This is a genomic window from Enterobacter sichuanensis, from assembly GCF_002939185.1.
Classification (GTDB): Bacteria; Pseudomonadota; Gammaproteobacteria; order Enterobacterales; family Enterobacteriaceae; genus Enterobacter; species Enterobacter sichuanensis.
This window is the reverse complement of record NZ_POVL01000022.1, coordinates 1-24,047: the sequence shown is the minus strand read 5'-3', so window position 1 is coordinate 24,047 and position 24,047 is coordinate 1. Positions and strand designations below refer to the sequence as shown.

The window sequence follows — 24,047 nt, the reverse complement described above, 5'->3', positions numbered from 1 at the left end:
TTGCCCTGCTGTCGATGATTACTCGAAGAAGACTTCCGGGTTTTCAGACAGCGAAACGAAGGTTTTCGTCCCTTTATCCAGGGCAAGAATTTCGCCGCTTTCAATGTCGTACACCCAGCCGTGCAGGCGGATGGAGTTATTGCGCAGGCCCACCGCAACGGACGGATGGGTCTTAATGTTGCTCAGCTGCGCAAACACGTTCTCCTGCACCATCGCGTTAACTTTATCGATCGGCTTATCCCAGGTTTTCTTCTCAACCACCGCTTTTGCCGCGTCGGAATAGCGCAGCCAGTGTGACACCGCTGGCATCGGCTCCAGGTTGGCGTTATCGGCGATCGCCTTCATCGCGCCACAGTTTGAGTGACCACAAATGACGATATCCGTGACGCCCAACGCCACAACCGCGTATTCGATGGTTGCAGACACACCGCCAGGCTCGGGGCCAAACGGTGGCACAATGTTGCCAGCATTACGAATGACAAAGAGTTGTCCCGGCTCTTGCTGGGTGACCAGTTCTGGGACCAGACGGCTGTCGGAGCATGAGATGAACAGCGCTTTGGGATTCTGGCTGGACGCTAAACTGCGGAAGAGTTCTTTACGTTGCGGGAAAATCTCTTTTTGAAAGCTGAGAAAACCTTCAATGATATGTTGCATAGCAATGTCTCTTTTATCTGTTTTAGTTTAGGTATGATCGCGATCACACTCGTAAAGTGTACCCATCGTGGTTTACTTCAGACAAGCAATATATTTCTGGCCCGACCGCTGCACAATGGCGTCCGCGAAGGCCTGGATGTTCTGCCCCTCGAAGGCGCCATACAGGCGTGCAAATTTTTTGCCTTCGAGATGATTCAGAACTGACTCTACGGTACGGGCCGGTAGCGGGAGATAGTTAGGATAGCTCCACATAAACGAGACGGCGTCTTTACCCGGCGTGACCTGCAGGATGTCCCCCACCAGCAATGCGCCATCGCCCTCCTGCCAGTGCAGCACCGTTCCACCCGCAAAATGCCCGCCCAGACGCAGCAGGGTGACAGACGGGAAAATCTCCAGCGCATCCCCCTGCCAGAATTGAATGACCGGGCTGCCACGCATGACCCACTCTCTGTCGCTGGCGTGCAGATATAACGGCGCATCAAACGCCGCAGCCCACTCCTGCATGGTGGTGTAATAGTGCGGATGTGAAATCGCCATCGCGCTGATGCCGCCAAGCGCGGTGATGAGCGTTTGGGTTGCGGAGTCGAGGTTGGCAATGCAGTCCCAGAGGATATTACCGTGAGGCGTTCGCAGGAGCAGGGCTCGCTGGTTGATAGCAAAGGCGGGGACCGTTTTGATGCCGAACAACCGCGGCTCCAGCTGCTGCCATTTGTTGGTATGCGTGGCGGTTACGGTGTCGAAATCGATCCATGCCTGGCCCGAAGCAGGCACGTACTGGCGTTCATCCTCGCAAATAGGGCATCTTTCCGGCTGTGCATCATAGGCGGTTCCGCAGGTTTTACAGAGTGTAATCATGTGCGCTCCTCAGCGATAAAGCACTGAGTATGGCAGGGATTATCGTTATGTGCTGCGAGGTACATTGCTGGCGTTTTTTGCCCTATACTCTGCCAGTATCAAAAACTGAACATAGCAGGTGCCACATGGAAATTGATCTCGATAACTTAGTTTTTAACGGTCTGGATGAAGCTGAAGAGCGTAATGCGGAACGTCTGGACGACGCAGATAAAAAAGCGCAGGCGATTGTCGCCGACGACGACTGCGGCGACGCCTGCAAGATCTAAGTAAAAAGCACCGGCAAGCCGGTGCTTTTTTTATGACTTTTTCAGCCCGTCAATGGCTGCCTGCGCGCAGGCTTCATCAAGATGACCGCCCGGCGCACCGCCGATACCAATCGCCCCGATCACCTCATCGCCCTCTTTCACCGGCAGGCCACCCGCCAGCAGCAGGAAACCCGGAATATCACGCATGTTTTGCGCACCAGCGTTGCTCTGCGCCGCTTCCATCACCTTGCCGGACGCATTCTTTGCGCTGAGCGCCGTCCAGGCTTTCATTTCGCTGGCTTTAACCGTATGTGGACCGGCATTGTCCGTGCGCTGTACCGCTTTCACGACGCCCGCGCGGTCAACCACGGTAACGGTCACCTGGTAATTTTTTGCCGTACAGGCCTGAATGGCGGACGTTGCCAGCGCATTAGCCTGCGCCAGTGAGAGATTCTTCTGGTTTAACGTTTCGGCCTGCGCCGCCAGACTTACGCTACCAGCCACCAGTGCCGCAGCCATCATCATTTTTTTCATCGCACTTCCTCGCGTGTTAAGAGACACCCAAAGGTTACCCAGCCGCACGATGAAACGGTATTCGGTTGATTACGCACTCATCCTGGTAGTTATACGGATTGCAATTTATCGTATTCGCGTATTGCCTGAACCAGACTGCTGACGCCAAGCTTGGTAAACGCCGCCGCGCGGTGCGCTTCTACCGTACGCGGTGAGAGATTCAGCCGGGCGGCCACCTCTTTGTTGCTGAGCCCTTTCATCAACTCCCCCAGCACTTCATGTTCCCGCGCGGTCAGCTGCGCGAAACGCGTCGCGATCCGGGTGGTTTCCTGCCAGTCGGCAAAGCGACGGTGACTCTCCTCAAAGGCCAGGCCCACGGTTTCGATAAGCTTGTCGGCATCCAGCGGCTTGGTGAAAAACTCAAACACGCCGTTACGGAATGCCCGACGGCAGGCGTCAACGGTACCATGGCCGGTCATGATAATCACCGGCAGCAGGCTCCAGGGCCATGTGCCCTCCTCAAGCCAGGTGAGACCGCCTTTACCGGGCATCCGCATATCCAGCAGCATACAGCCCACCAGCGCTTTCTCCCGTGCATGGGCAGCGGTAAACGCATCGACGCTTTCATATGCCCTGACCGGCCAGCCCATGCCTGAAAGTAAAAACGTCATCGACTCCCTGATGGATTCATCGTCATCAATCAGCCAGATTGTATTATCCATCCATAGCCTCCTTTCCGTGCGCCAGTTGTAGTCGGATCTGCGCCCCGCCCTGCGGCGCATTACCCAGCGTAATCGATCCATTCATACGCGTCATCAATGATTCCGTCAGGGTCATCCCCAGCCCCATGCCCGCTTCTCTGCCGCTGTAAAACGGCATGAAGGCATGTTGTAACGCCTCCGGGCTAAAGCCCGGGCCGCCGTCAGTCACGGTAATCACAACGCCATGCTCGTTTTTCTGACTTTCAATCTTTACCCAGCCGGCTACCGATGCCTGCTGGGCCTGAATCGCATTGCTGAGCAAATTATGCAGGACCTGCTCAAGCCAGAGACGGTCTGCCAGCACCGTCGTGGCCCCGGGGGCAAACGCATGCGTGACCATGATATGTTCGGCCCTGCGCTCATGCTCAAGCAAATTCACCACCTGCTGCCAGCACTGCGCCAGGTCGGTTTCCCGCAGGGTGACTTTCTCCTGCACCACGTGCTCGCGAAAACGCGTCAGCAAGGCGCTAATACGCTGCATTTGCGTCAGCGCCGCCGCCAGCGCCTGCGACACCGCTGGCCCGTTTTCCTGCTGCAGCTGACGCTGCGCTCCCTGGATCCATGTCTGCGCAGCGGTTAACGGCTGGTTAATCTCATGCACAATACCGGCGGTGATCTCACCCAGGGTATTGAGCCTGGCGTGCTGGTAGTAGAGCGCCCTTTGCTCGGCCTCTTTGCGCGCTTTACGCTGCCAGAGCACCACGCTCGCCAGCGCAATCACTATCCCCCACCCGATAAACAGGATGGGGTACAGCACCCCATTGACGCCGAGCCAGTCCGGGCGGGAATCGGCCTCCAGCGTAAAAGGTTGAGTATGCTGCGGGAAGGTGCGCTGCCAGTGCCAGAAGGCGTCAGACGTCGGTTCGTCGCCGTTTGGCATAAAACGGATCCCGAGATGCGTAAAGGGATGATGGGCATTCAGAATCGGCCCGAGATCCACCCGCACGCGGATCTGACGCCAGGGATTGTAAAGCCAGTACTGCATCTCGTGGGCAGGTTCAACCCGTGGCGCATCAAGGGCGCGTCCGGAGGTCTTTTCCAGGGCAAGCAGTTGGGGGAATTTTTTGCGCAGGGCGGCAATATCTTCATCGCCGTTCAGTAACGGCAATACGGATTCATTTTGCGTCAGTACCGCGCTTAATTCCGCGAAGAGAGCCGCGAACTCGCGATCGCGCTCCCAGAACTGGCGGCGGATCTGTTCGGCATAGAGCAGGATGCCGCTGATGAGGCAGACTATCGTCCAGACAATAATACCGCGCTTGAAAAAGGGGTTCTTCATTCCGTTAACTGAGCAGACTTAACCATCTGTCAACATTAACAGTTATCCGTTATCAGAACAAAATCAGGCACAGCTCATTCCAGTACATTTCGCGCGTGCGGCGCAGTTCAGCGTGACGTTTTATCATGGAACCACTCCGGATCAATGTTAGCGACGTCCACGCCATACAGGCTCGCGACAGGCAGTATCGACTCAAGAACACGTTGCGCGCTGTTCTCCGCATTCACTGGTCGGGTCGCAAAAAACCGCCGTAACGTGCTTATCCATTTTTTCATCGTCAATCCCCTCTCGCTTAACCTGTCCTCAGTTAAAACCCAAACTGCGTGCAGGGGAAATACCAAAATCCACTGTCGATGTGCAGGATCTGCAAATAGCGCCCCGTCCTTTTCACCCTTCATTAACACACTGTTCACTAATGCTTTTTTGCTAAAAGCAAAGAACGATTTCTTATTTGGCGATAGCTTTCGCTTATGGGAGCGTAGCGAGGGAAAACAAAAACAACGGGATGACGTATGACTATGGCAGCAAACATGAAAGGGTTTACAAAACGGACACTGGTTCTGGGATTGCTGGCGGCCGGGAGCTTGCTTTCAATGCAAGCGCAGGCCGATCAGCTGGCGGATATAAAGGCCGCAGGCGTGGTAAAAGTGGCCACGTTTGACGCCAACCCGCCGTTTGGCTCGATTGATGCCAAAACGCACGAGATCGTGGGTTACGACGTGGACTTCGCCAGAGCGCTGGCAAAATCACTCGGCGTGAAGCTGGAACTGGTAGCCACCAACCCGGCAAACCGCATTCCCCTGCTTCAGTCCGGTAAAGCCGATTTAATTGTCGCGGATATCACCATCACCCCGGAACGTGCGCAGGTGATCGATTTCTCAACACCCTATTTTGTCACCGGGCAACAGTTCCTGGTCCCGGCCAAATCCGCCGATAAGCTGGATGCGTATAGCCATGCACGCATTGGTGCGGTAAAAGGCACCACCGGCGAGCAGGCGCTGCACCAGCGTTTCCCGCAGTCCCGCGTGCTCTCCTATGACGATATTCCGCTGGCGTTGACGGCACTGCGCAACGGCAACGTACAGGCGATTACCCAGGACAGCACCATTCTGGCCGGCCTGCTGGCGCAGGCGCCGGACAAAGCGAACTTCAAAATTCTGCCTGACCTGCTCAGCAAAGAAGAGATTGGCGTTGGGGTGAAAAAAGGTGAAACGGCGCTGCTGAAAGCGGTTAACGATGAGCTGGTCAATCTTGAAAAGAACGGCCAGGCGGCAAAAATCTATGATGTCTGGTTTGGTCCCGGCACTCCAGCTCCACAGCCTCGCGCCTTTAAAATAGAAGCTAAGTAATATGCTCTCAGGTTTATTTTCACACTCCGCGGCCGGTGCCGCGGATTTTTCACATCTGGAACAGGCCAGCGTCGAGTTTCGCCACGTGGATAAACGCTACGGTGACCATCAGGTTCTGAACGACATTAATCTCACCATCACGCCCGGTGAAGTGGTCGCCATCCTCGGTCCTTCGGGCTCCGGTAAATCCACCCTGATTCGGCTTATCAATCAGCTTGAAACCCTGAGCGGCGGGGAGATTCTGGTCGACAACAAACCGACCGGTGCGCTTTCCGGTACCGGGCTGCGTCAGCTACGAAGCCGCGTGGGGTTTGTGTTCCAGCAGTTCAATCTTTATGCCCACCTCACCGCCAGCCAGAACATCACGCTCGCGCTGGAGCACGTCCACGGCTGGAAGCCGCAACCGGCCCAGGAGCGCGCGCTGGCTCTGCTGGAGAAGGTCGGGATGCTGGAAAAAGCCCACCATTTCCCGGCCGAGCTTTCCGGTGGACAGCAGCAGCGCGTGGCGATTGCCCGCGCTCTGGCCTCATCGCCGCAAATCATTCTGTTCGACGAGCCCACGTCTGCGCTCGATCCGGAAATGATTGGCGAAGTGCTGTTTGTGATGAAAGCGCTGGCCCACAGCGGGATCACGATGATTGTGGTGACCCACGAGATGCAGTTTGCCCGGGAAATTGCTGACCGGGTTGTCTTTATCGACGGGGGGCAAATTCTGGAAATCGCGCCACCGGCACAATTTTTCAGTCAACCGTCGCATCCCCGTGCACAGCGATTCCTGCAAAAAGTGCTCAACCCGCTGCATCAGGAGCACCTGTAATGCCCGCGCTCGACTGGCAGGGGGTACTGACCGGACAGCCTCTGCAGTGGATCCTCTCCGGGTTTCTCACCACGCTCTGGGTAACGCTTGCGGGCATCCTGCTGGCCAGCCTGCTCGCGGTGCTGTTTATGCTGCTGCGCCTTTCCGGCGGACGCATCGGGAAGGCGATTGTCAGTAGCTGGGTCTCGCTGTTTCGCAATACACCGCTGCTGGTGCAACTGCTGTTCTGGTATTTTGCTGCCTGGAACGGGTTACCGCAGCTCTTCAGGGATGCGGTTAATGCGGATCACCGCTGGTCAATGCTGCCCGGCGACGTCTGGTGGTTTACGCCCGAGTTTCTCTGTTCGGCCTGGGGATTGGGGGTATTTACCTCGGCGTTTTTAATCGAAGAAGTGGAATCGGGGCTGCGCTCTGTTCCGGCCGGACAGCGGGAGGCGGCCCTCGCCCAGGGGTTCTCCACGTGGCGCTTGTTTCGCTACATCCTGCTGCCGCAGGGGCTGGCCAACGCCTGGCAGCCCGTGGTGGGGCAGTATCTGAATCTGATGAAGCTCTCCTCGCTCGCCAGTGGAATCGGCTTTGCTGAACTGACCTATCAGGTCAGGCAGATTGAAAGCTATAACGCGCACGCGCTTGAGGCATTTACCTTCGGCACCGCGCTCTACCTCCTGACCGGCCTGGTGATGGGGATGGTGCTGGTTCGCATTGGACCTCACGCGAAGCGTAAACGCCCGTTTGTCGTCACCACAGGGAGTGAAAAACATGATTGCCGGACTTAATGTCATCACCGATAACCTCGATTATCTGCTGTGGGGACGCGCGGCAACCGGTGAACCGGGTGGCGTATTGCTCTCGGTAATGATGGCGGTGGGGGCAGCGATCATCGCCCTGCCCGGCGGGGTGGCACTCGCGTGTCTGGCCTGGCGCTTTACCGGGCTTGTGCGAAAAGCCCTCTTCTTGTGGGCAGAGCTGATTCGCGGGATCCCGCTCATCTTCGTGATTTTCTGGATGTGGTATTTGCTGCCGCTCATCACCGGAGGCGATCTGCCGGGCGCGCTGACCGTCACGCTGGCACTGGCCTGGTTTACCGCGGCAACCGTGATGCACTCGGTGCTGGCCGGGCTGAACGCCTTACCGTCCGGGCAGTACGAGGCCGCACTCGCTCAGGGGTTTAGCACCCGGCAAATCCTGTGGCGCGTGCTGCTGCCCCAGGCGCTGAGGAACATTCTGCCGTCGCTGGTGGGGATTTTTATCAGCCTGCTGAAGGATACGTCGCTGGCGTTTATCGTGAACGTACCGGAACTGACCACGGTGGCGGGACAGGTCAACAACCGGGTGCAGATTTACCCGGCGGCCATTTTTATCTTTACGGGCGTGGTCTATTACCTGCTCTGCTGCTCGCTCGAGCAACTTGCGAAGCGCTGGCGCATTACCCGGCCAGCGCTTTAACCACTGTTTCCATCGCTTTGGTTGTCAATTCACTGCGTTTCACGCGCTGGTTCGCCAGCGCGGTACGCAGTACCCCGGCAATGACTATATGCTTTGGCTCCTGCCCTAAATCACGCATCTCAAGCACCACCTTGCCGACCACCCGGCACATCTCCTGGTACAGCGCTTCATCTTTGGTCACGTTACCCATCGTCATCACTCCATTGCCTGTTAAACGTTGAGCTTAAATGATTCTCCTGCCGGATACAAAAAAGAAGCCCGGCGAGAGACTCGCCGGGCTTCATCTGTAAAATCAGTCAATTAGTTATTAACAGGAATAACCGCGCCTTTGTATTTAGTGCGGATCCAGTCCTGAATCTCTTTCGAGTGCAGCACGTTCACCAGCGCGACGATATCTTTCTTCTTCTCGTCACCGCGATGAACAGTGATGATGTTGGCGTACGGGTTGTTTTCACCGCTCTCTACCGCAATCGGGTCGTGGACCGGATCCAGACCGGCGTCGATCGCGTAGTTGGCGTTAATCACCACCGCATCGCCTTCGTTGTTGTTGTACATCTGCGGCAGCAGAGAGGCTTCAACGTTAGGCGTGAACTGCAGCTTTTTCGGGTTCTCCACGATGTCGCTGATACGCGCGGTCACTTTGTCGATGCCCGGCTTCAGCTTGATCACGCCCTCTTTCTCGAAGATGGAAAGAATGCGTCCCTCTTCAGAAACCGCGTCACGCATGATGATCTTGCCCCCTTCCGGCAGGTCTTTCAGCGACTTGTATTTTTTGGAGTAGATGCCGATAGGTTCGATGTGGATCGCCCCCGCACTGACAAAATCATAATCCTTATCGCCCGCATGATCTTTCAGCACGCTGTTCAGGTAAGGGATGTGCTGGAAATAGTTGGCGTCGATGTCATGACCGGCCAGCGCGGTATTCGGCAGAATGTAGTCCTGGAACGGTTTGATCTCCAGGTCGATGCCCTGTTTCGCCAGAATCGGCTTTGCCTGCTCCAGAATTTCGGCGTGCGGCGTGTTGGATGCGCCCACGGTCAGGGTGTCGGCCCAGGAGGCAAAGCTCAGGGCACTCAGGGTTGCAGCGGCGATCAGTGTCAGTGTCAGTGTCTTTTTCATGATGTGGTTCCTGTGTGTATTTATTAGCGTTTATCTAACAGAGAAGTAATGGCGTCGCCGCAGAACTGGATAATGAAAACGATGATCAGAATGGTCACCGTTGCCACCAGCGTGACGTCACCATGGTTGCGCTGGAATCCTTCCAGATAAGCCAGATTTCCCAACCCGCCGGCGCCAATCACCCCCGCCATGGCGCTGTAACTCACCAGCGCAATGAGCGTTACCGTAATACCCGATACCAGTGCAGGTGATGATTCCGGCAGTAAAACCCGAAACACTAACGTGCTCAGTCGAGCGCCCATCGAGCGTGTGGCTTCGATGACGCCTTTATCCACCTCACGCAGGGCGATCTCCACCAGGCGTGCGTAGAAGGGTGCCGCGCCCACAATCAGCGCCGGCAGCGCCGCGTTGGCGCCAAGAATGGTGCCCACAACGGTCTTGGTGAACGGGATCAGCAGGACAATCAGAATGATGAACGGAATCGAGCGGAACACGTTCACCACAATGGAAATGACGCTGTAGACCGTGCGGTTGTGGAACAGCCCGCCGCGCGCGGTTAAAAACAGCGCCAGACCGAGGACGATGCCCAGAACGAAGGTCGCCACGCCGGAAAGCGCCGTCATGTACAGCGTCTCCAGCGTCGCCGCCCAAAGCTGATCCCATTTAAGATGCGGAAAGAGATTCTCAGCCATGTTTAATTACCTCACCCTCAATATCGCTGTGCTGCAGATCGGCGAGGATATTGTTCAGTTGTTCATCGGATGCCACCACGTGCACCCAGAGCTGGCCAAACACGCCGTGGGCGGTTTGCGTCATTTTGCCGTGCAGGATATTAAACGGCAGGCCGTAGCGCAGGGTCAGTTCACCGACGATCGGTTTATGCGTGCTGTGCCCGGTAAAGGTCAGCCTGATCACCGTCCCTTCCAAATCGTTTGCCAGTTCGGTATTGAAGGTTTCTTCCTCAGCGTACTGGCTCACCTGGCGGACAAACTGCTGCGTAATCGGCTGCTGCGGATGGGTAAAGACGCTCAGCACGTCTCCCTCTTCCACCACTTTACCGTTCTCCATCACCGCCACGCGGTCGCAGATTTTGCGCACCACATGCATCTCGTGGGTGATCAGCACAATGGTCAGCTGGAAGCGACGGTTGATATCCAGCAGCAGATCGAGGATCTGATCGGTGGTCTGCGGGTCGAGCGCGGACGTGGCTTCATCGCAGAGCAGTACATCCGGGCGATTAGCCAGCGCACGCGCAATGCCCACGCGCTGCTTTTGCCCACCGCTCAACTGTGACGGGTACGCATGCTCGCGACCTTTCAGACCAACGAGTTCAATAAGCTCGGCCACGCGGGCCTTAATGTCGGCTTTCGGTACGCCGGCAATTTGCATCGAGAACGCAATATTCTCGCTGACCGTGCGCGACCACAGCAGGTTGAAGTGCTGAAACACCATGCTGATCTTCAGACGTGCCTGGCGCAGTGCTTCACCTTTTGCGGCAGAAATGTTCTGCCCGTTGATGGTTACGCTGCCGCTGCTCGGTTTTTCCAGACCATTCAGCAGGCGAATAAGCGTGCTTTTACCTGCCCCGCTGTAACCGATAATCCCGTATATCTGTCCCTGTGCTATCGTCAAATTGACATTATCAACGGCCGTGAGCGCCACCTTTCCGTTGTCAAAAACCTTCGAAATATTACTGAGAACGATCATTCTTATTCATTATCCGTGCCGCTCGTGGCGGTTTAGCAGTATGGATGTCCAAACGATAGTAAACAGGCGTTATCAGCTTTTAAATGAACAAAAAAGAATGTGTTATAACTTTGGGGAATAAATAGCGGATTTACCGGGTGGGAAGCATTTAGACCAATTTCAGCAATGATTATCTGCCTGATGCATATCTGCTGGCGGACACCCGGCAAAAACGCTCATTTTTGCAGCATTTTATGCCAGTATAGCCATCCTCACATCCAGACAACTTTACGTCTTGCTGTCCTGACATCCAAAAACGTCATATATATTCCTTTCTGTTCTAAAAGGCAGTGAATGGTTCTTTCTTGCGAAAATTTCGCCGCCCTATCATCCCGTCATGACCTCCAGAAAGGAAAACATCATGACGATTTACCACTCCGTCACCGAACTGATTGGACGTACCCCGCTCATCCAGCTGCACAAGCTCGATACCGGTCCCTGCTCGCTGTTTCTGAAGCTCGAAAACCAGAACCCGGGCGGCTCCATTAAAGACCGCGTGGCGCTGTCGATGATCAACGAAGCGGAGCGCACCGGTAAGCTGCAGCCGGGCGGCACGATTATTGAGGCCACGGCCGGGAATACCGGACTGGGCCTGGCGCTGATCGCCGCCCAGAAGGGCTACTCGTTGATCCTGGTGGTGCCGGACAAAATGAGTCGCGAGAAGATTTTCCACCTGCGCGCGCTGGGTGCCCAGGTGGTGCTGACCCGCTCTGACGTCAATAAGGGCCATCCGGCCTATTACCAGGATTACGCCCAGCGTCTGGCCAGTGAGCTGCCCGGTGCGTTTTACATCGACCAGTTCAATAACACCGCCAACCCGCTGGCACACCGCACCACCACGGCACCGGAACTGTATGAGCAGCTTGACGGTAACATCGACGCCATCGTGGTCGGGGTCGGTTCAGGCGGTACCCTGGGCGGTCTGCAGGCGTGGTTCGCCGAACACTCTCCGCACACGGAGTTTGTTCTGGCAGATCCGGCCGGCTCCGTTCTGGCCGATCAGGTCGAAACCGGACGTTACCACGATGCAGGCTCATGGCTGGTTGAGGGGATCGGTGAAGACTTTATTCCTCCGCTGGCCCACATTGAAGGCGTGAATCGCGCCTGGCGCATCACCGACCGCGAAGCGTTTGCAACCGCGCGCGAGCTGCTGAAAACAGAAGGCATTCTGGCGGGCTCCTCCAGCGGCACGCTGCTGGCGGCCGCGCTGAAGTATTGCCAGGCGCAGACCACGCCGAAACGCGTGGTGACCTTCGCCTGCGACAGCGGCAATAAATATCTCTCGAAGATGTTCAACGACGACTGGATGCGCCAGCAGGGGCTGCTTACTCGCCCTCAGGCCGGCGATCTCTCCGACTACATCGCCCTGCGCCACGATGAAGGCGCCACCGTCACCGCCGCCCCGGATGACACGCTCTCCACTGTCCTGGCGCGCATGCGTCTGTATGACATCTCCCAGCTACCGGTGCTGGAGAACGGCAAGGTGGTGGGCATTATTGACGAATGGGATCTGCTGCGGCATATCGGCGGCGACGGCGATCGCTTCGCGCTTCCGGTGACGGCGGCCATGACGCGTCAGGTGGAATTCCTGGATAAACACGCCCCGGAGAGCGCCCTGCACGCCATCTTCGACCGCGGTCTGGTGGCCGTGATTAATGACAACGACCGTTTTCTCGGTCTGATTACGCGCAGCGACGTGCTGACCGCATGGCGCAACCGACTACAGCAATAAAGGAAGAGATGATGAAAAACCTGGCAACCCTGAGCGTACACAGCGGTGAGTTCAACGATCAGCACGGGGCGGTGATGCCGCCGATTTACGCCACCTCGACGTTTGCGCAACCCGCTCCCGGTGAACATACCGGCTATGAATATTCGCGCAGCGGCAACCCCACCCGCCATGCGCTGGAGACCGCCATCGCCGAACTGGAAGGCGGCACGCGCGGCTACGCGTTTGCCTCCGGTCTCGCGGCGATTTCCACGGTGCTTGAACTGCTGGATAAAGACAGCCATATCGTTGCCATCGATGACGTTTACGGCGGGACGTATCGTCTGATCGAAAACGTGCGCAAGCGCAGCACCGGTCTGCAGGTCAACTGGGTTAAGCCGGACGACCTGGCCGGGCTTGAGGCCGCCATTAGCCCGGAGACGCGGATGGTCTGGGTCGAGACCCCAACCAACCCGCTGCTGAAGCTGGCGGACCTGGCGGCCATCGCGGCGATTGCCCGTCGTCATAACGTCATCAGCGTGGCGGACAACACCTTCGCGTCGCCGGTGATCCATCGCCCTCTTGAGTCAGGCTTCGATATCGTGGTGCACTCCGCCACTAAATACCTTAATGGTCACTCCGACGTCGTTGCCGGGCTGGCTGTAGTGGGTGATAACCCGGCGCTGGCTGACAAGCTCGGCTATCTGCAGAACGCGGTGGGTGGTGTTCTGGATCCGTTCAGCAGTTTCCTGACGCTGCGCGGTATTCGCACGCTTGCGCTGAGGGTGGAAAAGCACAGCACTAACGCGCTGGCGATTGCGCAATGGCTGGAGCAACATCCTCTGGTGGAAAAAGTGTTCTATCCAGGGCTGGAGTCCCACCCGCAGTATCGCCTCGCCCGCACGCAAATGGCCCTGCCGGGTGGGATGATTTCTGTGGTGGTAAAAGGCGATGCGCAACGCGCAACGGAGGTTATCCGCAACCTGAAATTGTTCACCCTCGCGGAAAGCCTCGGCGGCGTGGAGAGTCTGGTGAGCCAGCCTTACAGCATGACTCACGCTTCAATTCCCCTTGAGCAACGGCTGGCAAACGGCATTGTGCCGCAGCTGATCCGCCTGTCTGTAGGGATTGAAGATCCGAAAGACCTGATTGCCGACCTCAGTCAGGCGCTGCAAAAATAAGCAAATTGCGGCAGGTCAATCACCTGCCGCCATAAGTTGTCATCATGGCTTAACGCCTTGATAACAATATTATGTGAAACTGCACAGATTATTTCTGAAACACCGTTTCCATTTTCCTTTTATCTTAAAATCAGCGTATAATGCGCGCCTGGCCCCTGGTGAATGGTTTCAGCGCTTGGAATACAAAAAACAACGTACAACTTCTCCTCTCCTTCGTTGGGCTGTCACTCAGGCACACTTTCTTCTGCACGCTCATTTGATGTCTCCTATCCTTAGTGCGTGTCATATACTCTTTTGCAACACAGGTTTGACTCCGCGGCGGTGCGCCCCCGGAGCGAGATTTCCATATCCTTCCCAACTTAAAGACTAAGACTGTCATGAAAAAGACGAAAATTGTTTGTACTATCGGCCCGAAAACCGAATCTGAAGAGATGCTGAGCAAAATGCTGGATGCCGGCATGAACGTGATGCGTCTGAACTTCTCCCACGGTGATTACGCTGAGCACGGCCAGCGCATCCAGAACTTGCGCAACGTGATGAGCAAGACCGGTAAAAAAGCCGCCATCCTGCTGGATACCAAAGGTCCTGAAATCCGTACCATCAAACTGGAAGGCGGTAATGACGTCTCTCTGAAAGCGGGCCAGACCTTCACCTTCACCACTGACAAGTCTGTGGTCGGTAACAGCGAAATCGTTGCAGTGACCTATGAAGGCTTCACCAGCGACCTGTCCGTCGGGAACACCGTACTGGTCGACGATGGTCTGATCGGGATGGAAGTCACCGCTATCGAAGGTAACAAAGTTATCTGTAAAGTGCTGAACAACGGCGACCTGGGTGAGAACAAAGGCGTTAACCTGCCAGGCGTCTCCATCGCGCTGCCAGCGCTGGCTGAAAAAGACAAGCAGGACCTGATCTTCGGCTGCGAGCAAGGCGTTGACTTCGTTGCCGCCTCCTTCATCCGTAAACGTTCTGACGTGGTTGAAATCCGTGAGCACCTGAAAGCGCACGGCGGCGAGAAGATCCAGATCATCTCCAAAATTGAAAACCAGGAAGGCCTGAACAATTTCGACGAAATCCTCGAAGCGTCTGACGGCATCATGGTTGCACGTGGCGACCTGGGCGTTGAAATCCCGGTTGAAGAAGTGATCTTCGCGCAGAAGATGATGATCGAGAAGTGTGTTCGCGCGCGTAAAGTGGTTATCACCGCAACGCAGATGCTGGACTCCATGATCAAGAACCCACGCCCAACCCGCGCAGAAGCAGGCGACGTGGCAAACGCCATCCTCGACGGTACCGATGCGGTGATGCTGTCCGGTGAATCCGCGAAAGGGAAATACCCGCTGGAAGCGGTCGGCATCATGGCGACCATCTGCGAACGTACTGACCGCGTGATGACCAGCCGTCTGGACTTTAACAACGACAGCCGCAAGCTGCGTATCACCGAAGCAGTATGCCGCGGTGCGGTAGAAACTGCTGAGAAACTGGAAGCGCCACTGATCGTGGTCGCGACCCAGGGCGGTAAATCTGCGCGCGCCGTGCGTAAATACTTCCCGGATGCGACCATCCTGGCCCTGACCACCAACGAAACTACCGCTCGTCAGCTGGTACTGAGCAAAGGCGTAGTTGCGCACCTGGTTAAAGAGATCGCCTCTACCGACGATTTCTACATTCAGGGTAAAGCACTGGCTCTGGAAAGCGGTCTGGCTCAGAAAGGCGACGTTGTGGTAATGGTTTCTGGTGCCCTGGTACCAAGCGGAACCACCAATACCGCATCTGTTCACGTGCTGTAATAATTCCCGAGCGAATTAATTTGGATAAAAAGCGCCCATTGGGCGCTTTTTTTATTCCCGGCATTAGCCAAACTCATTCAAATTGCAAATCGGGTTTTTCTATTTAATTGCGAATTATCTAAGATGAATCCGATGATAAATGCCTTTTTTTCCTTAGATTTTTGCCCGAAAAGGGCTGATTCGGTGCTTCTTTGAGCGAACGATCAAAAATAGGTGTATTCCCATCAAAAAAATATTCTCAACCCAAAAAAGTTTGTGTAATACTTGTAACGCTACATGGAGATTAACTCAATCTAGAGGGTATTAATAATGAATCGTACTAAACTGGTACTGGGCGCGGTAATCCTGGGTTCTACTCTGCTGGCTGGTTGCTCCAGCAACGCTAAAATCGATCAGCTGTCTTCTGACGTTCAGACTCTGAACGCTAAAGTTGACCAGCTGAGCAACGACGTGAACGCAATGCGTTCCGACGTTCAGGCTGCTAAAGACGACGCAGCTCGCGCTAACCAGCGTCTGGACAACCAGGCTACTAAATACCGTAAGTAATAGTACCTGTTAATAAAATGGCGCACATTGTGCGCCATTTTTTTTGCCTGCGTCAAACCACTACTGCGTCACCTTCTCCCCTTCATCTTCCGCAACCGCAGCAGACACCCGACTGTTCTGCACCGACAACACACTATTACTGGCAGACGGGCCGTTACCGGCGGAGACCACAACCGGGATCCCGGCACGACGTGACAGGGCTTTATCAATAAGCGCTTTATCACTTCCCGCCTGAGACACAAAGGTCGCAAAGTCGGCGGAATGGCTAATTGGCGAGACCTGCGGGTTTTCCCCCTCCACCTGCGCCAGCGGACGGTGAACTTCAATATAGCGTTTACCATCTGGCTCAACGGAGAACTTCACGGGTTCATTGATAATCTGTACCCGCGTGCCCACCCGCACCTGTTCGAACAGGGCTTTAATGTCCGGAGCATTCATCCGCATACAGCCGGAACTGACCCGCAGGCCGACGCTGTCCGGCGCGCTGGTGCCGTGAATGAGATATTCCCCATTACCCACGCCTAAACGCAGTGCGTAGCGCCCCAGGGGGTTATTTGGCCCGGCAGGGACCACAGGAGGCAATTTAATCCCCTGCTCCAGCGAGCGGGCTCTGATCCCCGGCGTGGGCGTCCAGGTGGGGTTAGGGATTTTCTGACTCACCCGCGTAGTGGTGACCGGGGTTTCCAGCCCCAACTGCCCAATACCGAGCGGGAAGACCTGAACAATATTTTCCCCCGGTGGGAAGTAATACAGGCGAAGCTCGGCAAGGTTCACCACAATCCCCTCGCGCGGCGTGTCCGGCAGCAGCATCTGCGACGGAATGGTAATGACGGTGCCCGGCGCAGGGTTGACCGGCGCAATAGTATTGTTCGTCTCCAGTAGCACCTGCGCCGCAGTATTAAACCGGCGGGCGATGGTCTGCAGTTTATTATCCCCTTCCTGTATCGTGTAGGTTTGATTTTGCCCAATCAGACGGCTGCCTGCGGGCGGCAATGGATAGTCCGTCGCGCGGGCCGAATGAAGGGCACCGAGCGAACTGATAAGTAATAGAGTTATGAGAGACGCGCGCTTCATGCTGAGATTCCTTATTCACTGGCAGGATGCCAGAAAGCTGAAAAACCAGCGAGGCGGGAACCACCTCGCGAAACAGAATGAATGCTGTTCTGTAAGTCTAGCTAAGGATTGCAGCTTTGGCGCGGATGGCGCGAATCATCGCTTCCAGTCCCTGAGCACGGGACGGGGTGAGGTGTTGGGTCAGGGCCATTTTTTCAAACCACGGACGGACATCGAACGCGACAATATCCTGAGCCGACATCTGGTGATAAAGAATGAAAACGACCGCAATAAGCCCTTTAACAATGGCAGCATCGCTGTCGCCGCGCAGTTCGATAGTGCCGTCATCCGACTGCGCCATCACAATCCAGACCTGGCTCTGACAGCCCTGAATACTGTTCTCCGGGCAATGCGCCTCTTCGCTGAGCGGCGGTAAACGCTGTCCCAGCTCAATAATGTAGAGATACTTCTCTTCCCAGTTTGCGCAACGCGAGAAGTTACGCAGTAATTTATCTTTGTCCGGCAGATCTGCCATCTTTCGCCTCTTTGTTAGCCCAGCAGCTGATGGATGCGTTTTAGCCCCGCCACCAGCCTGTCGACCTCTTCCGTTGTGTTGTACATCACCAGCGATGCGCGGCACATTGCCGGAACCTGGTAAAACGCCATCAGCGGCATGGCGCAGTGGTGCCCGGTACGGACCGCTACGCCGTAATTATCGAGGAAACTGCCCACGTCATAGGCATGGTGTTTCCCGAGATTGAACGCAATCACCCCCTGCCGGTCAGGCGGGCCGTAAAGGGTCAGATCCGGTACGCTGGCAAGTTCCGCAAGGGCATAGTGCATCAGCAGCTGTTCATACTCCTGAATGGCCTCAAGGCCGATCGCCGAAACGTAAGTAACCGCCGCCCCCAGCCCAATAATGCCCCCGGTGTTGGGCGTACCCGCCTCAAAACGCCACGGAGCAAGGGCGTAGGTGGTGCCTTCCGTCAGGCTAACGGTGGCGATCATTGACCCGCCCCCTTCCCACGGCGGCATCGCCTGCAGGATGTCTTCTTTCACATACAACACGCCAATCCCGGTCGGGCCGTAGAGCTTGTGGCCGGAGAACACGTAGAAATCGCAGTCCAGCGCCTGGACGTCAACCGCGTGGTGCATCACCGCCTGAGCGCCGTCAATCAGCACTTTCGCCCCCGCCAGATGGGCCTTCTCGACGATCTCTGCGACCGGGTTTTCGGTCCCCAGCACGTTGGAAACCTGGGTGACCGCCACCAGCCGCGTGCGGTCATCCAGCAGGCCGTCAAGCAGCTCAAGCTGCAGCGTCCCGTCAACATTGAGCGGGAGCACCCGCAGCTGCGCCCCAACGCGCTCGCAGAGCATCTGCCACGGCACGATATTCGCGTGGTGCTCCATCTGGGTAATGATGATGTTATCCCCTGCGCGTACCTGGGCGTTGCCCCAGCTGTTGGCGACAAGGTTAATCCCCTCGGTTGTGCCGCGCACAAACACCAGCTCTTCGGGCGAGCGGGCATTGAGAAAGGCGGCCACCTGCGTGCGCACGTTCTCCATGCGCTGGGTGGCTTCCGCGCTCAGGGTATGGATCCCCCGATGCACGGCGGCGTAACCGTGGCGATAGAACTCCGCCTCCGCATCCACCACCTGATTCGGCTTCTGCGCGCTGGCGGCGCTGTCCAGATAGGCCAGCGGCAGCCCGTTGACTTCACGGGTCAAAACCGGGAAATCGGCCCGGACTTTCTCGACGGGAAAACTCATGCTTCGCCTCCAGGCAGACGCAGGCCAATACGGTCCAGCACCTGCTGTTTTAACTGACCATCGTGCAGCGCTTCCGTCAGTTCGGCGGCAAACGCATAGATAATCATCTTCTGCGCCGCCTGCTGGTCAATACCGCGGGAACGCAGGTAGAACATCTGCTCGTCATCGATCCTTCCGACCGTGGCGCCATGGCTGCATTTCACGTCGTCGGCATAGATCTCCAGCTGCGGTTTGGTGTCCACCTCCGCCAGGCGGCCTAGCAGCAGGTTGTTATTGGTCATCTGCCCGTCGGTTTTAATGGCGTGCTGCGCCACGTTAATCAGGCCGTTAAACACCGCGCGCCCTTTGTCACTGACGATGGTTTTGTGCAGCTGGCGGCTGTTGCAGTAGCCCTTGTTGTGCTCAAGCCAGGTGCGCGTATCGCACACTTCTGATTTAACCGGCATCGCCAGGCTGTTGATGCGCAGCGTGGTGTTTTCACCGTTGAGCTGGGTGCTGGTGTTGTGGCGCAGCACCGCCCCGCCGAGCAGGAAGCTGTGGCTGAAAGCTGCGGCATCCTGAGCCAGCACAATATCGTTATGGGCAAAGTGGTGACTCTGCCCATTCTCAAACGCCAGCTTGATGTGGTGAAGTCGTGCATTGGCGGCGACATTCATCGTCAGACGCGATCCGGTAAAGTGCCTGACCTCGTTAAGGCTGACGTAATGTTCGATTACCGTGGCCTCGGCCCCCTCCGCCAGTTCAAGATGATGGCGATAGTGCGCGGTATTGATTTCGTCACCGTCGAGCCCCTGGGTGATATGCAGCAGTAACAGCGGTTTTGCCGGGCGCTGGTTACGCTTAACGTGGATATGCGTCACGCTCTGCGCCAGGCTCTCGGTAAGATGCAGAAACACCTCCGGCTGCACGGGAGCCGCCAGGCTCTGGCGTTCATCATCGAGGGTAATCGTATAACCGCTCTCTTCAGTACTGTCGCTCAGCTCAGGACGGAACTGCCCGTCAACAAACACCAGCCGCAGGGCATCAACGTTCAGTGCCAGCGCATCACGCTGGGCCGGGCTGATATCCGCCAGCCGAGAAACAAATTCGCCGTTCAACAGGCCATCAAGCGGGGTGTATTTCCAGTTCTCATGCTTACGCGTCGGCAGGCCGAGGCGCAGCATCTGCTGCAGATGCTGCTGCGCCTGCTCAGAACGTGTCCCCCCCTGGGCTTCAAACAGCCGGTGCCACTGCTGGAGCGCATTACTGCTGTTCGGTAAGCCAGCCATACCCCTGCTCCTCCAGTTGTTTAACCAGCGTGAAATCACCGGATTTCACAATACGTCCCTGATAAAGCACGTGGACGTAATCCGGCTTGATGTAATCCAGAATGCGCTGGTAGTGGGTGACAATAATGAACGAACGCTTGCCGTCGCGCAGCGCGTTAACGCCATCGGCGACAATCTTCAGGGCGTCGATATCCAGACCGGAGTCGGTCTCATCGAGAATGCACAGCTCGGGCTCCAGAACCGCCATCTGCAGAATATCGTTACGCTTTTTCTCGCCGCCCGAGAAGCCGACGTTGACTGAGCGGGTCAATAAATCTTCCGGCATTTTGAGCAGCTTGATCTTCTCTTCCATCAGATCCTGGAAATCGAAGCGATCCAGAGCCTCCTGGCCACGATACTTGCGCACCGCGTTCAGTGCCGTCTGCAGGAAGAACTGGTTGCTGACGCCCGGGATCTCAACCGGATACTGGAAGGCCATAAAGATGCCCTCTCCCGCACGATCTTCCGGCGACATCTCCAGCAGATCTTTGCCATTAAATTCGACCGAGCCGCGGGTGACTTCGTAATCTTCACGCCCGGCCAGCGTCGCCGAAAGCGTACTTTTCCCGGAGCCGTTCGGCCCCATAATGGCGTGAACTTCACCCGGTTTGACGTCAAAATTGAGGCCACGCAGGATGGTTTTGTCTTCCACGCTAACCTGTAAATCTTTAATGCTTAACATGTGCTTTCCTTAACCGACGCTGTGTTCAAGACTAATGGCGAGGAGTTTCTGGGCTTCAACGGCAAATTCCAGCGGCAGTTCAGAGAACACGTCCTTACAGAAGCCGTTGACGATCATCGAGATGGCATCCTCTTCGCTGATCCCGCGCTGCAGGCAGTAGAAGAGCTGATCTTCGCCAATGCGTGACGTCGTCGCCTCATGCTCCAGCTGGGCGGTGTTGTTGCGACACTCGACATACGGGAAGGTGTGCGCGCCGCAGTCTGCGCCAATCAGCATCGAGTCACACTGGGTAAAGTTTCGCGCATTGGTCGCCGTCGGCATGATCTTCACCAGCCCGCGATAGCTGTTCTGGCTGTGCCCGGCGGAGATACCTTTCGAGATAATGGTCGATTTGGTGTTTTTACCAATGTGGATCATCTTGGTGCCGGTATCGGCCTGCTGATGCCCGCTGGTGAGCGCCACCGAGTAAAACTCACCGATGGAGTTATCGCCGCGCAGGATGCAGCTCGGGTACTTCCAGGTGATGGCAGACCCGGTTTCCGACTGGGTCCACGACATCTTGCTGTTTTCACCTTCGCACAGCGCACGCTTGGTGACGAAGTTCAGAATACCGCCGGTATTGCCGTCGCCCGGGAACCAGTTTTGCACCGTGGAGTATTTCACCTCGGCATCTTTATGGATGATGACTTCTACCACCGCCGCATGCAGCTGATAGCTGTCGCGGACCGGGGCGGAGCACCCTTCGATGTAACTGACGTAGCTACCCTCGTCAGCCACCAGAATCGTGCGTTCAAACTGACCGGTTTTTTCCGCATTGATGCGGAAATAGGTCGAGAGCTCCATCGGGCAACGTACCCCTTTCGGCACGTAAATAAAGGTGCCGTCAGAGGCCACCGCCGCATTGAGCGCCGCGAAGAAGTTGTCGTTAGAGGGCACCACGGTCCCGATGTACTTTTTCACCAGTTCCGGATGATCGTGAATCGCTTCGCCGAAGGAGCAAAAGATAATCCCCTGCTCGGCCAGCTTGTCGCGGTAGGTGGTGGCCACCGAGACGGAGTCAAAGATAGCGTCCACCGCCACCTCTTTGCCCTCGCGAACCGGCACGCCCAGCTGGTTAAAGGCTTCTTCCACCTCTTTGCTGAGGAAGCTGTTTTCCGCGCCGGTCTGCTGCACCGCGCCGGGCTGCGAGGCGCAGGTGTCATCACAGCTGCCGCAGGAGGGTGCAGAGTAGTAGCTGTAGTCCTGATAGTTCAGCTTGTCATAATGGGCTTTCAGCCAGTGCGGCTCTTCCATCTCCAGCCAGGCGCGGTAAGCGCTCAGGCGAAATTCCAGCATCCACTCGGGCTCGTTACGTTTTGCCGAGATCGCCCGAACGACATCTTCGTTAATGCCTTTCGCCAGTTCATCCGTCTGCAGCTGGGTGAAGAACCCCTCTTTATAGTTGAGGTGTCCACCGCTCCAGGTCTTTACTTCACTCGTTGCTTCAGTATTACGAGACATAGTACCGCCTATACCCCAAAGCTTTCGCCGCAGCCGCATTCGTTCTGGGCTTTCGGGTTATGGAATTTGAATAACTGGTTTAAGCCTTCGCGGACGTAGTCCACTTCGGTACCGTCGATAAACGGCATGGCCTGCAGTGCGACGAATAATTTTGCACCGTCCGTCTCAAACACCAGGTCATCTTTCTCGGGCTCGGTGACGGTGTCGAGAACGTAACCGAAGCCTGCGCAACCGGTCTGTTTGACCCCAAGACGCACACCGAGGATCTCGGGCTTTTTCGCCACCAGCTCGTGAATATGTGCCGCCGCCGCGGGCGTCAGCGTTAAACCGCGCCAGCTAAAATCGGCAGGATTAAAGGTTTCTGAATGCAGTTCCATAGGTCCACCTCATCTGATAAGCCATCAGGGCATAACACCATGTTAGTGATAACGATTATCACTTCAACCCTCTGTCAGCAGGGGCATTCGGCTAAACCGCCCTTTTTGCCTACTTTTATTAAGCATAGACCCTGTGGCAGGATGCAGGCAGGATGGATTTAATTGTTCAATACATTGATTAATAATGCATTTTGTTGCAGCGGTGATGACAGAGAGGAGAAAAGTAAAATATGCATCGGAAATGCCTATTTTTGAGATAGCTTTTCTGACTTCCGTGAAAACAGGCAATTTTCTCGTAACGCTATTCATCTTCTCGATCTCGCGTATCCGGGAAAAATGCCTGTTGCTCAGAAATTCCCTATTCCTCAGGGCTTAAAGCGGCACGGGAAGCTTGAATGGAAGGTATAAAAAACCCGCCGATGCGCGGGTTGAATGGTATGGGCACTGCGTGGAGGATATTAGTGAAATCTTTGGGTGACGAGGCAATTGCAGTGTCCATTCCACCAGAAAAAGCCCCGGCATGCACCGAGGCTGGAAGAGTGTTTTACAGCTTAAAGCCCACTTTCTGCTGCAGCTTTCGCTTGGGTTAATGCTCCGGCATTAAATATTGGGTGCTCGTGATTATTCGTTATGTCACGAACGCGGTAGATTTTCCATGCATCATCTTCACGACGCAGAAATACTTCAAGGTGCATGGTTTTCCCTCCACCGGCTCCCTCAATGACCTGCACTACTTCACCGTTTAAAAATGGCCTTGCGTTTTCCACTCGTAACGCAGGTATCCATTCGCGAGAATAATCCTGGGTATACGTAAAATAGTCAGACTCTATTAACTCTTGTTCATAGATTTCCTGAATGGCATCAATCCGGGCAATCGTATCAGCGGAAACATATTTACGCAGTTCATCGGCAGGATAAGGCCTGGCATCATCACTACCGAATGCGGAAAGATAGGATTTATAAAATGACTCAGTAGCGTCTTTCGCATCCTGATCATCACTGGCAGTCGAACTACATCCCACCAGCAACATAACGAATGATAGAAATATCCTTTTCATCAATGCATCCTGTAAATTTTAAAGGGGGGTTGCATTTTTCGGTACCCTGGACCCGGATACATGCTTTTTTGTACAAAGTCCGAAATCCACTGCTTACCGTCATACATAGTCATGTGACCTATGCCATTTCCACCGGGGTACGGCTGTATTACAGCCACATCGCCCGAAATTAAAGTTGAACCGGGCGGCAGCTCACTGAACCCAGCACGTAATAATTCCGCCCCATAATCTTTTGCATAATCTGTGTTCGGTACCTTAACACCGCCAGCCAGGATAGCCAGGCGGGTATAC

Annotated in this window: 29 protein-coding genes; 10 read left to right on the top strand and 19 right to left on the bottom strand. The window is 55.7% G+C overall.

From position 1 onward, the window contains the following. Nucleotides 1-18 precede the first annotated feature (18 nt). On the bottom strand, nucleotides 19-654 hold the full coding sequence (locus tag C5687_RS11680) for a carbonic anhydrase (RefSeq protein WP_025758321.1): 636 nt from the start codon (nucleotides 652-654) through the stop codon (nucleotides 19-21). Between the two features lie 72 nt (nucleotides 655-726). After that, complete coding sequence (locus C5687_RS11675; RefSeq protein ID WP_104556983.1) at nucleotides 727-1,509, bottom strand: MBL fold metallo-hydrolase; 783 nt, start codon at nucleotides 1,507-1,509, stop codon at nucleotides 727-729. 125 nt (nucleotides 1,510-1,634) lie between these two features. Here C5687_RS11675 and C5687_RS11670 point away from each other — a divergent pair, with 125 nt between their 5' ends. Then, a complete protein-coding gene (locus C5687_RS11670) occupies nucleotides 1,635-1,775 on the top strand; it encodes a hypothetical protein (protein ID WP_003857665.1) in 141 nt (46 codons plus the stop codon). 30 nt (nucleotides 1,776-1,805) lie between these two features. Here C5687_RS11670 and C5687_RS11665 read toward each other — a convergent pair whose 3' ends face one another. The 4 genes from C5687_RS11665 to C5687_RS24900 all read right to left on the bottom strand — a co-directional run bounded on the left by C5687_RS11665 (nucleotide 1,806) and on the right by C5687_RS24900 (nucleotide 4,582). After that, complete coding sequence (locus C5687_RS11665) at nucleotides 1,806-2,288, bottom strand: GlcG/HbpS family heme-binding protein (protein WP_025758318.1); 483 nt, start codon at nucleotides 2,286-2,288, stop codon at nucleotides 1,806-1,808. An 89-nt stretch (nucleotides 2,289-2,377) separates the two neighbouring features. Beyond that, nucleotides 2,378-2,989 (bottom strand): response regulator transcription factor, encoded by a 612-nt coding sequence (locus tag C5687_RS11660; protein ID WP_104556982.1) that lies wholly within the window; start codon nucleotides 2,987-2,989, stop codon nucleotides 2,378-2,380. Continuing rightward, a complete protein-coding gene (locus C5687_RS11655; RefSeq protein WP_059385794.1) occupies nucleotides 2,982-4,307 on the bottom strand; it encodes a sensor histidine kinase in 1,326 nt (441 codons plus the stop codon). Before C5687_RS11655 ends, C5687_RS11660 begins: the two co-directional genes overlap by 8 nt. Before the next feature lie 107 nt (nucleotides 4,308-4,414). Further along, nucleotides 4,415-4,582, bottom strand: coding sequence for a hypothetical protein (locus tag C5687_RS24900; protein ID WP_014831607.1), 168 nt, complete (start codon nucleotides 4,580-4,582; stop codon nucleotides 4,415-4,417). A gap of 243 nt (nucleotides 4,583-4,825) precedes the next feature. On the opposite strand from C5687_RS24900, the gene C5687_RS11645 reads away from it, so the two are divergent. From C5687_RS11645 to C5687_RS11630, 4 genes are read left to right on the top strand one after another with little or no spacing between them, the layout of a single operon-like run. Beyond that, nucleotides 4,826-5,656, top strand: coding sequence for an ABC transporter substrate-binding protein (locus C5687_RS11645; protein WP_162299944.1), 831 nt, complete (start codon nucleotides 4,826-4,828; stop codon nucleotides 5,654-5,656). Between the two features lies 1 nt (nucleotide 5,657). Continuing rightward, on the top strand, nucleotides 5,658-6,473 hold the full coding sequence (locus tag C5687_RS11640) for an amino acid ABC transporter ATP-binding protein (RefSeq protein WP_104556980.1): 816 nt from the start codon (nucleotides 5,658-5,660) through the stop codon (nucleotides 6,471-6,473). Beyond that, on the top strand, nucleotides 6,473-7,249 hold the full coding sequence (locus C5687_RS11635; protein ID WP_095451461.1) for an amino acid ABC transporter permease: 777 nt from the start codon (nucleotides 6,473-6,475) through the stop codon (nucleotides 7,247-7,249). Before C5687_RS11640 ends, C5687_RS11635 begins: the two co-directional genes overlap by 1 nt. Further along, the gene (locus C5687_RS11630) at nucleotides 7,233-7,919 is read left to right on the top strand and encodes an amino acid ABC transporter permease (protein WP_094917671.1); all 687 of its coding nucleotides are present in this window, start codon (nucleotides 7,233-7,235) and stop codon (nucleotides 7,917-7,919) included. The genes C5687_RS11635 and C5687_RS11630 overlap by 17 nt, the downstream gene beginning before the upstream one ends. On the opposite strand, the gene fumD is transcribed toward C5687_RS11630, so the two are convergent. From fumD to C5687_RS11610, 4 genes are all read right to left on the bottom strand, one after another. After that, nucleotides 7,900-8,109 carry a fumarate hydratase FumD gene (gene fumD / locus C5687_RS11625; RefSeq protein ID WP_003857676.1) on the bottom strand — a complete coding sequence of 70 codons (210 nt, stop codon included), beginning with the start codon at nucleotides 8,107-8,109 and terminating at the stop codon, nucleotides 7,900-7,902. The two genes, C5687_RS11630 and fumD, sit on opposite strands and share 20 nt — an antisense overlap. 110 nt (nucleotides 8,110-8,219) lie before the next feature. Further along, nucleotides 8,220-9,038 (bottom strand): MetQ/NlpA family ABC transporter substrate-binding protein, encoded by an 819-nt coding sequence (locus C5687_RS11620; protein ID WP_104556979.1) that lies wholly within the window; start codon nucleotides 9,036-9,038, stop codon nucleotides 8,220-8,222. 23 nt (nucleotides 9,039-9,061) lie between these two features. Continuing rightward, complete coding sequence (locus C5687_RS11615; protein ID WP_047958370.1) at nucleotides 9,062-9,730, bottom strand: methionine ABC transporter permease; 669 nt, start codon at nucleotides 9,728-9,730, stop codon at nucleotides 9,062-9,064. Next, entirely contained in the window at nucleotides 9,723-10,745 is a 1,023-nt protein-coding gene (locus C5687_RS11610; RefSeq protein WP_045284941.1) for a methionine ABC transporter ATP-binding protein, read from the bottom strand. Before C5687_RS11610 ends, C5687_RS11615 begins: the two co-directional genes overlap by 8 nt. 400 nt (nucleotides 10,746-11,145) lie before the next feature. Between C5687_RS11610 and C5687_RS11605 the strand changes: the two genes are divergently transcribed. The 5 genes from C5687_RS11605 (at nucleotide 11,146) to lpp (ending at nucleotide 16,009) form a co-directional block, all read left to right on the top strand. Then, nucleotides 11,146-12,516 (top strand): pyridoxal-phosphate dependent enzyme, encoded by a 1,371-nt coding sequence (locus C5687_RS11605; protein ID WP_025758307.1) that lies wholly within the window; start codon nucleotides 11,146-11,148, stop codon nucleotides 12,514-12,516. Nucleotides 12,517-12,527: 11 nt separating this feature from the next. Then, a complete protein-coding gene (locus C5687_RS11600; RefSeq protein ID WP_095451459.1) occupies nucleotides 12,528-13,673 on the top strand; it encodes a trans-sulfuration enzyme family protein in 1,146 nt (381 codons plus the stop codon). A 73-nt stretch (nucleotides 13,674-13,746) separates the two neighbouring features. Next, nucleotides 13,747-14,043, top strand: coding sequence for a protein YnhH (gene ynhH / locus C5687_RS25365; protein ID WP_420796107.1), 297 nt, complete (start codon nucleotides 13,747-13,749; stop codon nucleotides 14,041-14,043). 7 nt (nucleotides 14,044-14,050) lie between these two features. After that, nucleotides 14,051-15,463, top strand: coding sequence for a pyruvate kinase PykF (pykF, locus tag C5687_RS11595; protein WP_045284943.1), 1,413 nt, complete (start codon nucleotides 14,051-14,053; stop codon nucleotides 15,461-15,463). Nucleotides 15,464-15,772: 309 nt separating this feature from the next. Next, on the top strand, nucleotides 15,773-16,009 hold the full coding sequence (gene lpp / locus C5687_RS11590; RefSeq protein WP_001082307.1) for a murein lipoprotein Lpp: 237 nt from the start codon (nucleotides 15,773-15,775) through the stop codon (nucleotides 16,007-16,009). Between the two features lie 60 nt (nucleotides 16,010-16,069). On the opposite strand, the gene ldtE is transcribed toward lpp, so the two are convergent. The 9 genes from ldtE to C5687_RS25060 all read right to left on the bottom strand — a co-directional run. Further along, nucleotides 16,070-17,083: a L,D-transpeptidase LdtE gene (ldtE, locus tag C5687_RS11585; RefSeq protein WP_095440809.1), complete on the bottom strand. Its 1,014-nt coding sequence runs from the start codon at nucleotides 17,081-17,083 to the stop codon at nucleotides 16,070-16,072. A 97-nt stretch (nucleotides 17,084-17,180) separates the two neighbouring features. Continuing rightward, nucleotides 17,181-17,597 (bottom strand): cysteine desulfuration protein SufE, encoded by a 417-nt coding sequence (gene sufE / locus C5687_RS11580; protein ID WP_025757294.1) that lies wholly within the window; start codon nucleotides 17,595-17,597, stop codon nucleotides 17,181-17,183. A gap of 14 nt (nucleotides 17,598-17,611) precedes the next feature. Continuing rightward, a complete protein-coding gene (gene sufS / locus C5687_RS11575) occupies nucleotides 17,612-18,832 on the bottom strand; it encodes a cysteine desulfurase SufS (protein ID WP_104556978.1) in 1,221 nt (406 codons plus the stop codon). Beyond that, on the bottom strand, nucleotides 18,829-20,100 hold the full coding sequence (gene sufD / locus C5687_RS11570) for a Fe-S cluster assembly protein SufD (RefSeq protein ID WP_104556977.1): 1,272 nt from the start codon (nucleotides 20,098-20,100) through the stop codon (nucleotides 18,829-18,831). Before sufD ends, sufS begins: the two co-directional genes overlap by 4 nt. After that, on the bottom strand, nucleotides 20,075-20,821 hold the full coding sequence (gene sufC, locus C5687_RS11565) for a Fe-S cluster assembly ATPase SufC (RefSeq protein ID WP_025757297.1): 747 nt from the start codon (nucleotides 20,819-20,821) through the stop codon (nucleotides 20,075-20,077). The genes sufD and sufC overlap by 26 nt, the downstream gene beginning before the upstream one ends. A gap of 9 nt (nucleotides 20,822-20,830) precedes the next feature. Further along, nucleotides 20,831-22,321, bottom strand: a complete 1,491-nt coding sequence (gene sufB, locus C5687_RS11560) for a Fe-S cluster assembly protein SufB (protein WP_025757298.1) — start codon at nucleotides 22,319-22,321, stop codon at nucleotides 20,831-20,833. Nucleotides 22,322-22,329: 8 nt separating this feature from the next. Next, a complete protein-coding gene (sufA, locus tag C5687_RS11555; protein ID WP_025757299.1) occupies nucleotides 22,330-22,698 on the bottom strand; it encodes a Fe-S cluster assembly scaffold SufA in 369 nt (122 codons plus the stop codon). Nucleotides 22,699-23,249: 551 nt separating this feature from the next. Next, complete coding sequence (locus C5687_RS11545; protein WP_047958363.1) at nucleotides 23,250-23,756, bottom strand: YqhG/Tai3 family protein; 507 nt, start codon at nucleotides 23,754-23,756, stop codon at nucleotides 23,250-23,252. Beyond that, a partial coding sequence (locus C5687_RS25060) for a hypothetical protein (RefSeq protein ID WP_104556976.1) occupies nucleotides 23,756-24,047 on the bottom strand: 292 nt, incomplete at its 5' end. The genes C5687_RS11545 and C5687_RS25060, both read right to left, overlap by 1 nt.

Coding starts and splice junctions, on each gene's coding strand:
- C5687_RS11680 (WP_025758321.1), bottom strand. CDS start 654: ATGCAACATATCATTGAAGGTTTTCTCAGCTTTCAAAAAGAGATTTTC.
- C5687_RS11675 (WP_104556983.1), bottom strand. CDS start 1,509: ATGATTACACTCTGTAAAACCTGCGGAACCGCCTATGATGCACAGCCG.
- C5687_RS11670 (WP_003857665.1), top strand. CDS start 1,635: ATGGAAATTGATCTCGATAACTTAGTTTTTAACGGTCTGGATGAAGCT.
- C5687_RS11665 (WP_025758318.1), bottom strand. CDS start 2,288: ATGAAAAAAATGATGATGGCTGCGGCACTGGTGGCTGGTAGCGTAAGT.
- C5687_RS11660 (WP_104556982.1), bottom strand. CDS start 2,989: ATGGATAATACAATCTGGCTGATTGATGACGATGAATCCATCAGGGAG.
- C5687_RS11655 (WP_059385794.1), bottom strand. CDS start 4,307: ATGAAGAACCCCTTTTTCAAGCGCGGTATTATTGTCTGGACGATAGTC.
- C5687_RS24900 (WP_014831607.1), bottom strand. CDS start 4,582: ATGAAAAAATGGATAAGCACGTTACGGCGGTTTTTTGCGACCCGACCA.
- C5687_RS11645 (WP_162299944.1), top strand. CDS start 4,826: ATGGCAGCAAACATGAAAGGGTTTACAAAACGGACACTGGTTCTGGGA.
- C5687_RS11640 (WP_104556980.1), top strand. CDS start 5,658: ATGCTCTCAGGTTTATTTTCACACTCCGCGGCCGGTGCCGCGGATTTT.
- C5687_RS11635 (WP_095451461.1), top strand. CDS start 6,473: ATGCCCGCGCTCGACTGGCAGGGGGTACTGACCGGACAGCCTCTGCAG.
- C5687_RS11630 (WP_094917671.1), top strand. CDS start 7,233: ATGATTGCCGGACTTAATGTCATCACCGATAACCTCGATTATCTGCTG.
- fumD (WP_003857676.1), bottom strand. CDS start 8,109: ATGGGTAACGTGACCAAAGATGAAGCGCTGTACCAGGAGATGTGCCGG.
- C5687_RS11620 (WP_104556979.1), bottom strand. CDS start 9,038: ATGAAAAAGACACTGACACTGACACTGATCGCCGCTGCAACCCTGAGT.
- C5687_RS11615 (WP_047958370.1), bottom strand. CDS start 9,730: ATGGCTGAGAATCTCTTTCCGCATCTTAAATGGGATCAGCTTTGGGCG.
- C5687_RS11610 (WP_045284941.1), bottom strand. CDS start 10,745: ATGATCGTTCTCAGTAATATTTCGAAGGTTTTTGACAACGGAAAGGTG.
- C5687_RS11605 (WP_025758307.1), top strand. CDS start 11,146: ATGACGATTTACCACTCCGTCACCGAACTGATTGGACGTACCCCGCTC.
- C5687_RS11600 (WP_095451459.1), top strand. CDS start 12,528: ATGAAAAACCTGGCAACCCTGAGCGTACACAGCGGTGAGTTCAACGAT.
- pykF (WP_045284943.1), top strand. CDS start 14,051: ATGAAAAAGACGAAAATTGTTTGTACTATCGGCCCGAAAACCGAATCT.
- lpp (WP_001082307.1), top strand. CDS start 15,773: ATGAATCGTACTAAACTGGTACTGGGCGCGGTAATCCTGGGTTCTACT.
- ldtE (WP_095440809.1), bottom strand. CDS start 17,083: ATGAAGCGCGCGTCTCTCATAACTCTATTACTTATCAGTTCGCTCGGT.
- sufE (WP_025757294.1), bottom strand. CDS start 17,597: ATGGCAGATCTGCCGGACAAAGATAAATTACTGCGTAACTTCTCGCGT.
- sufS (WP_104556978.1), bottom strand. CDS start 18,832: ATGAGTTTTCCCGTCGAGAAAGTCCGGGCCGATTTCCCGGTTTTGACC.
- sufD (WP_104556977.1), bottom strand. CDS start 20,100: ATGGCTGGCTTACCGAACAGCAGTAATGCGCTCCAGCAGTGGCACCGG.
- sufC (WP_025757297.1), bottom strand. CDS start 20,821: ATGTTAAGCATTAAAGATTTACAGGTTAGCGTGGAAGACAAAACCATC.
- sufB (WP_025757298.1), bottom strand. CDS start 22,321: ATGTCTCGTAATACTGAAGCAACGAGTGAAGTAAAGACCTGGAGCGGT.
- sufA (WP_025757299.1), bottom strand. CDS start 22,698: ATGGAACTGCATTCAGAAACCTTTAATCCTGCCGATTTTAGCTGGCGC.
- C5687_RS11545 (WP_047958363.1), bottom strand. CDS start 23,756: ATGAAAAGGATATTTCTATCATTCGTTATGTTGCTGGTGGGATGTAGT.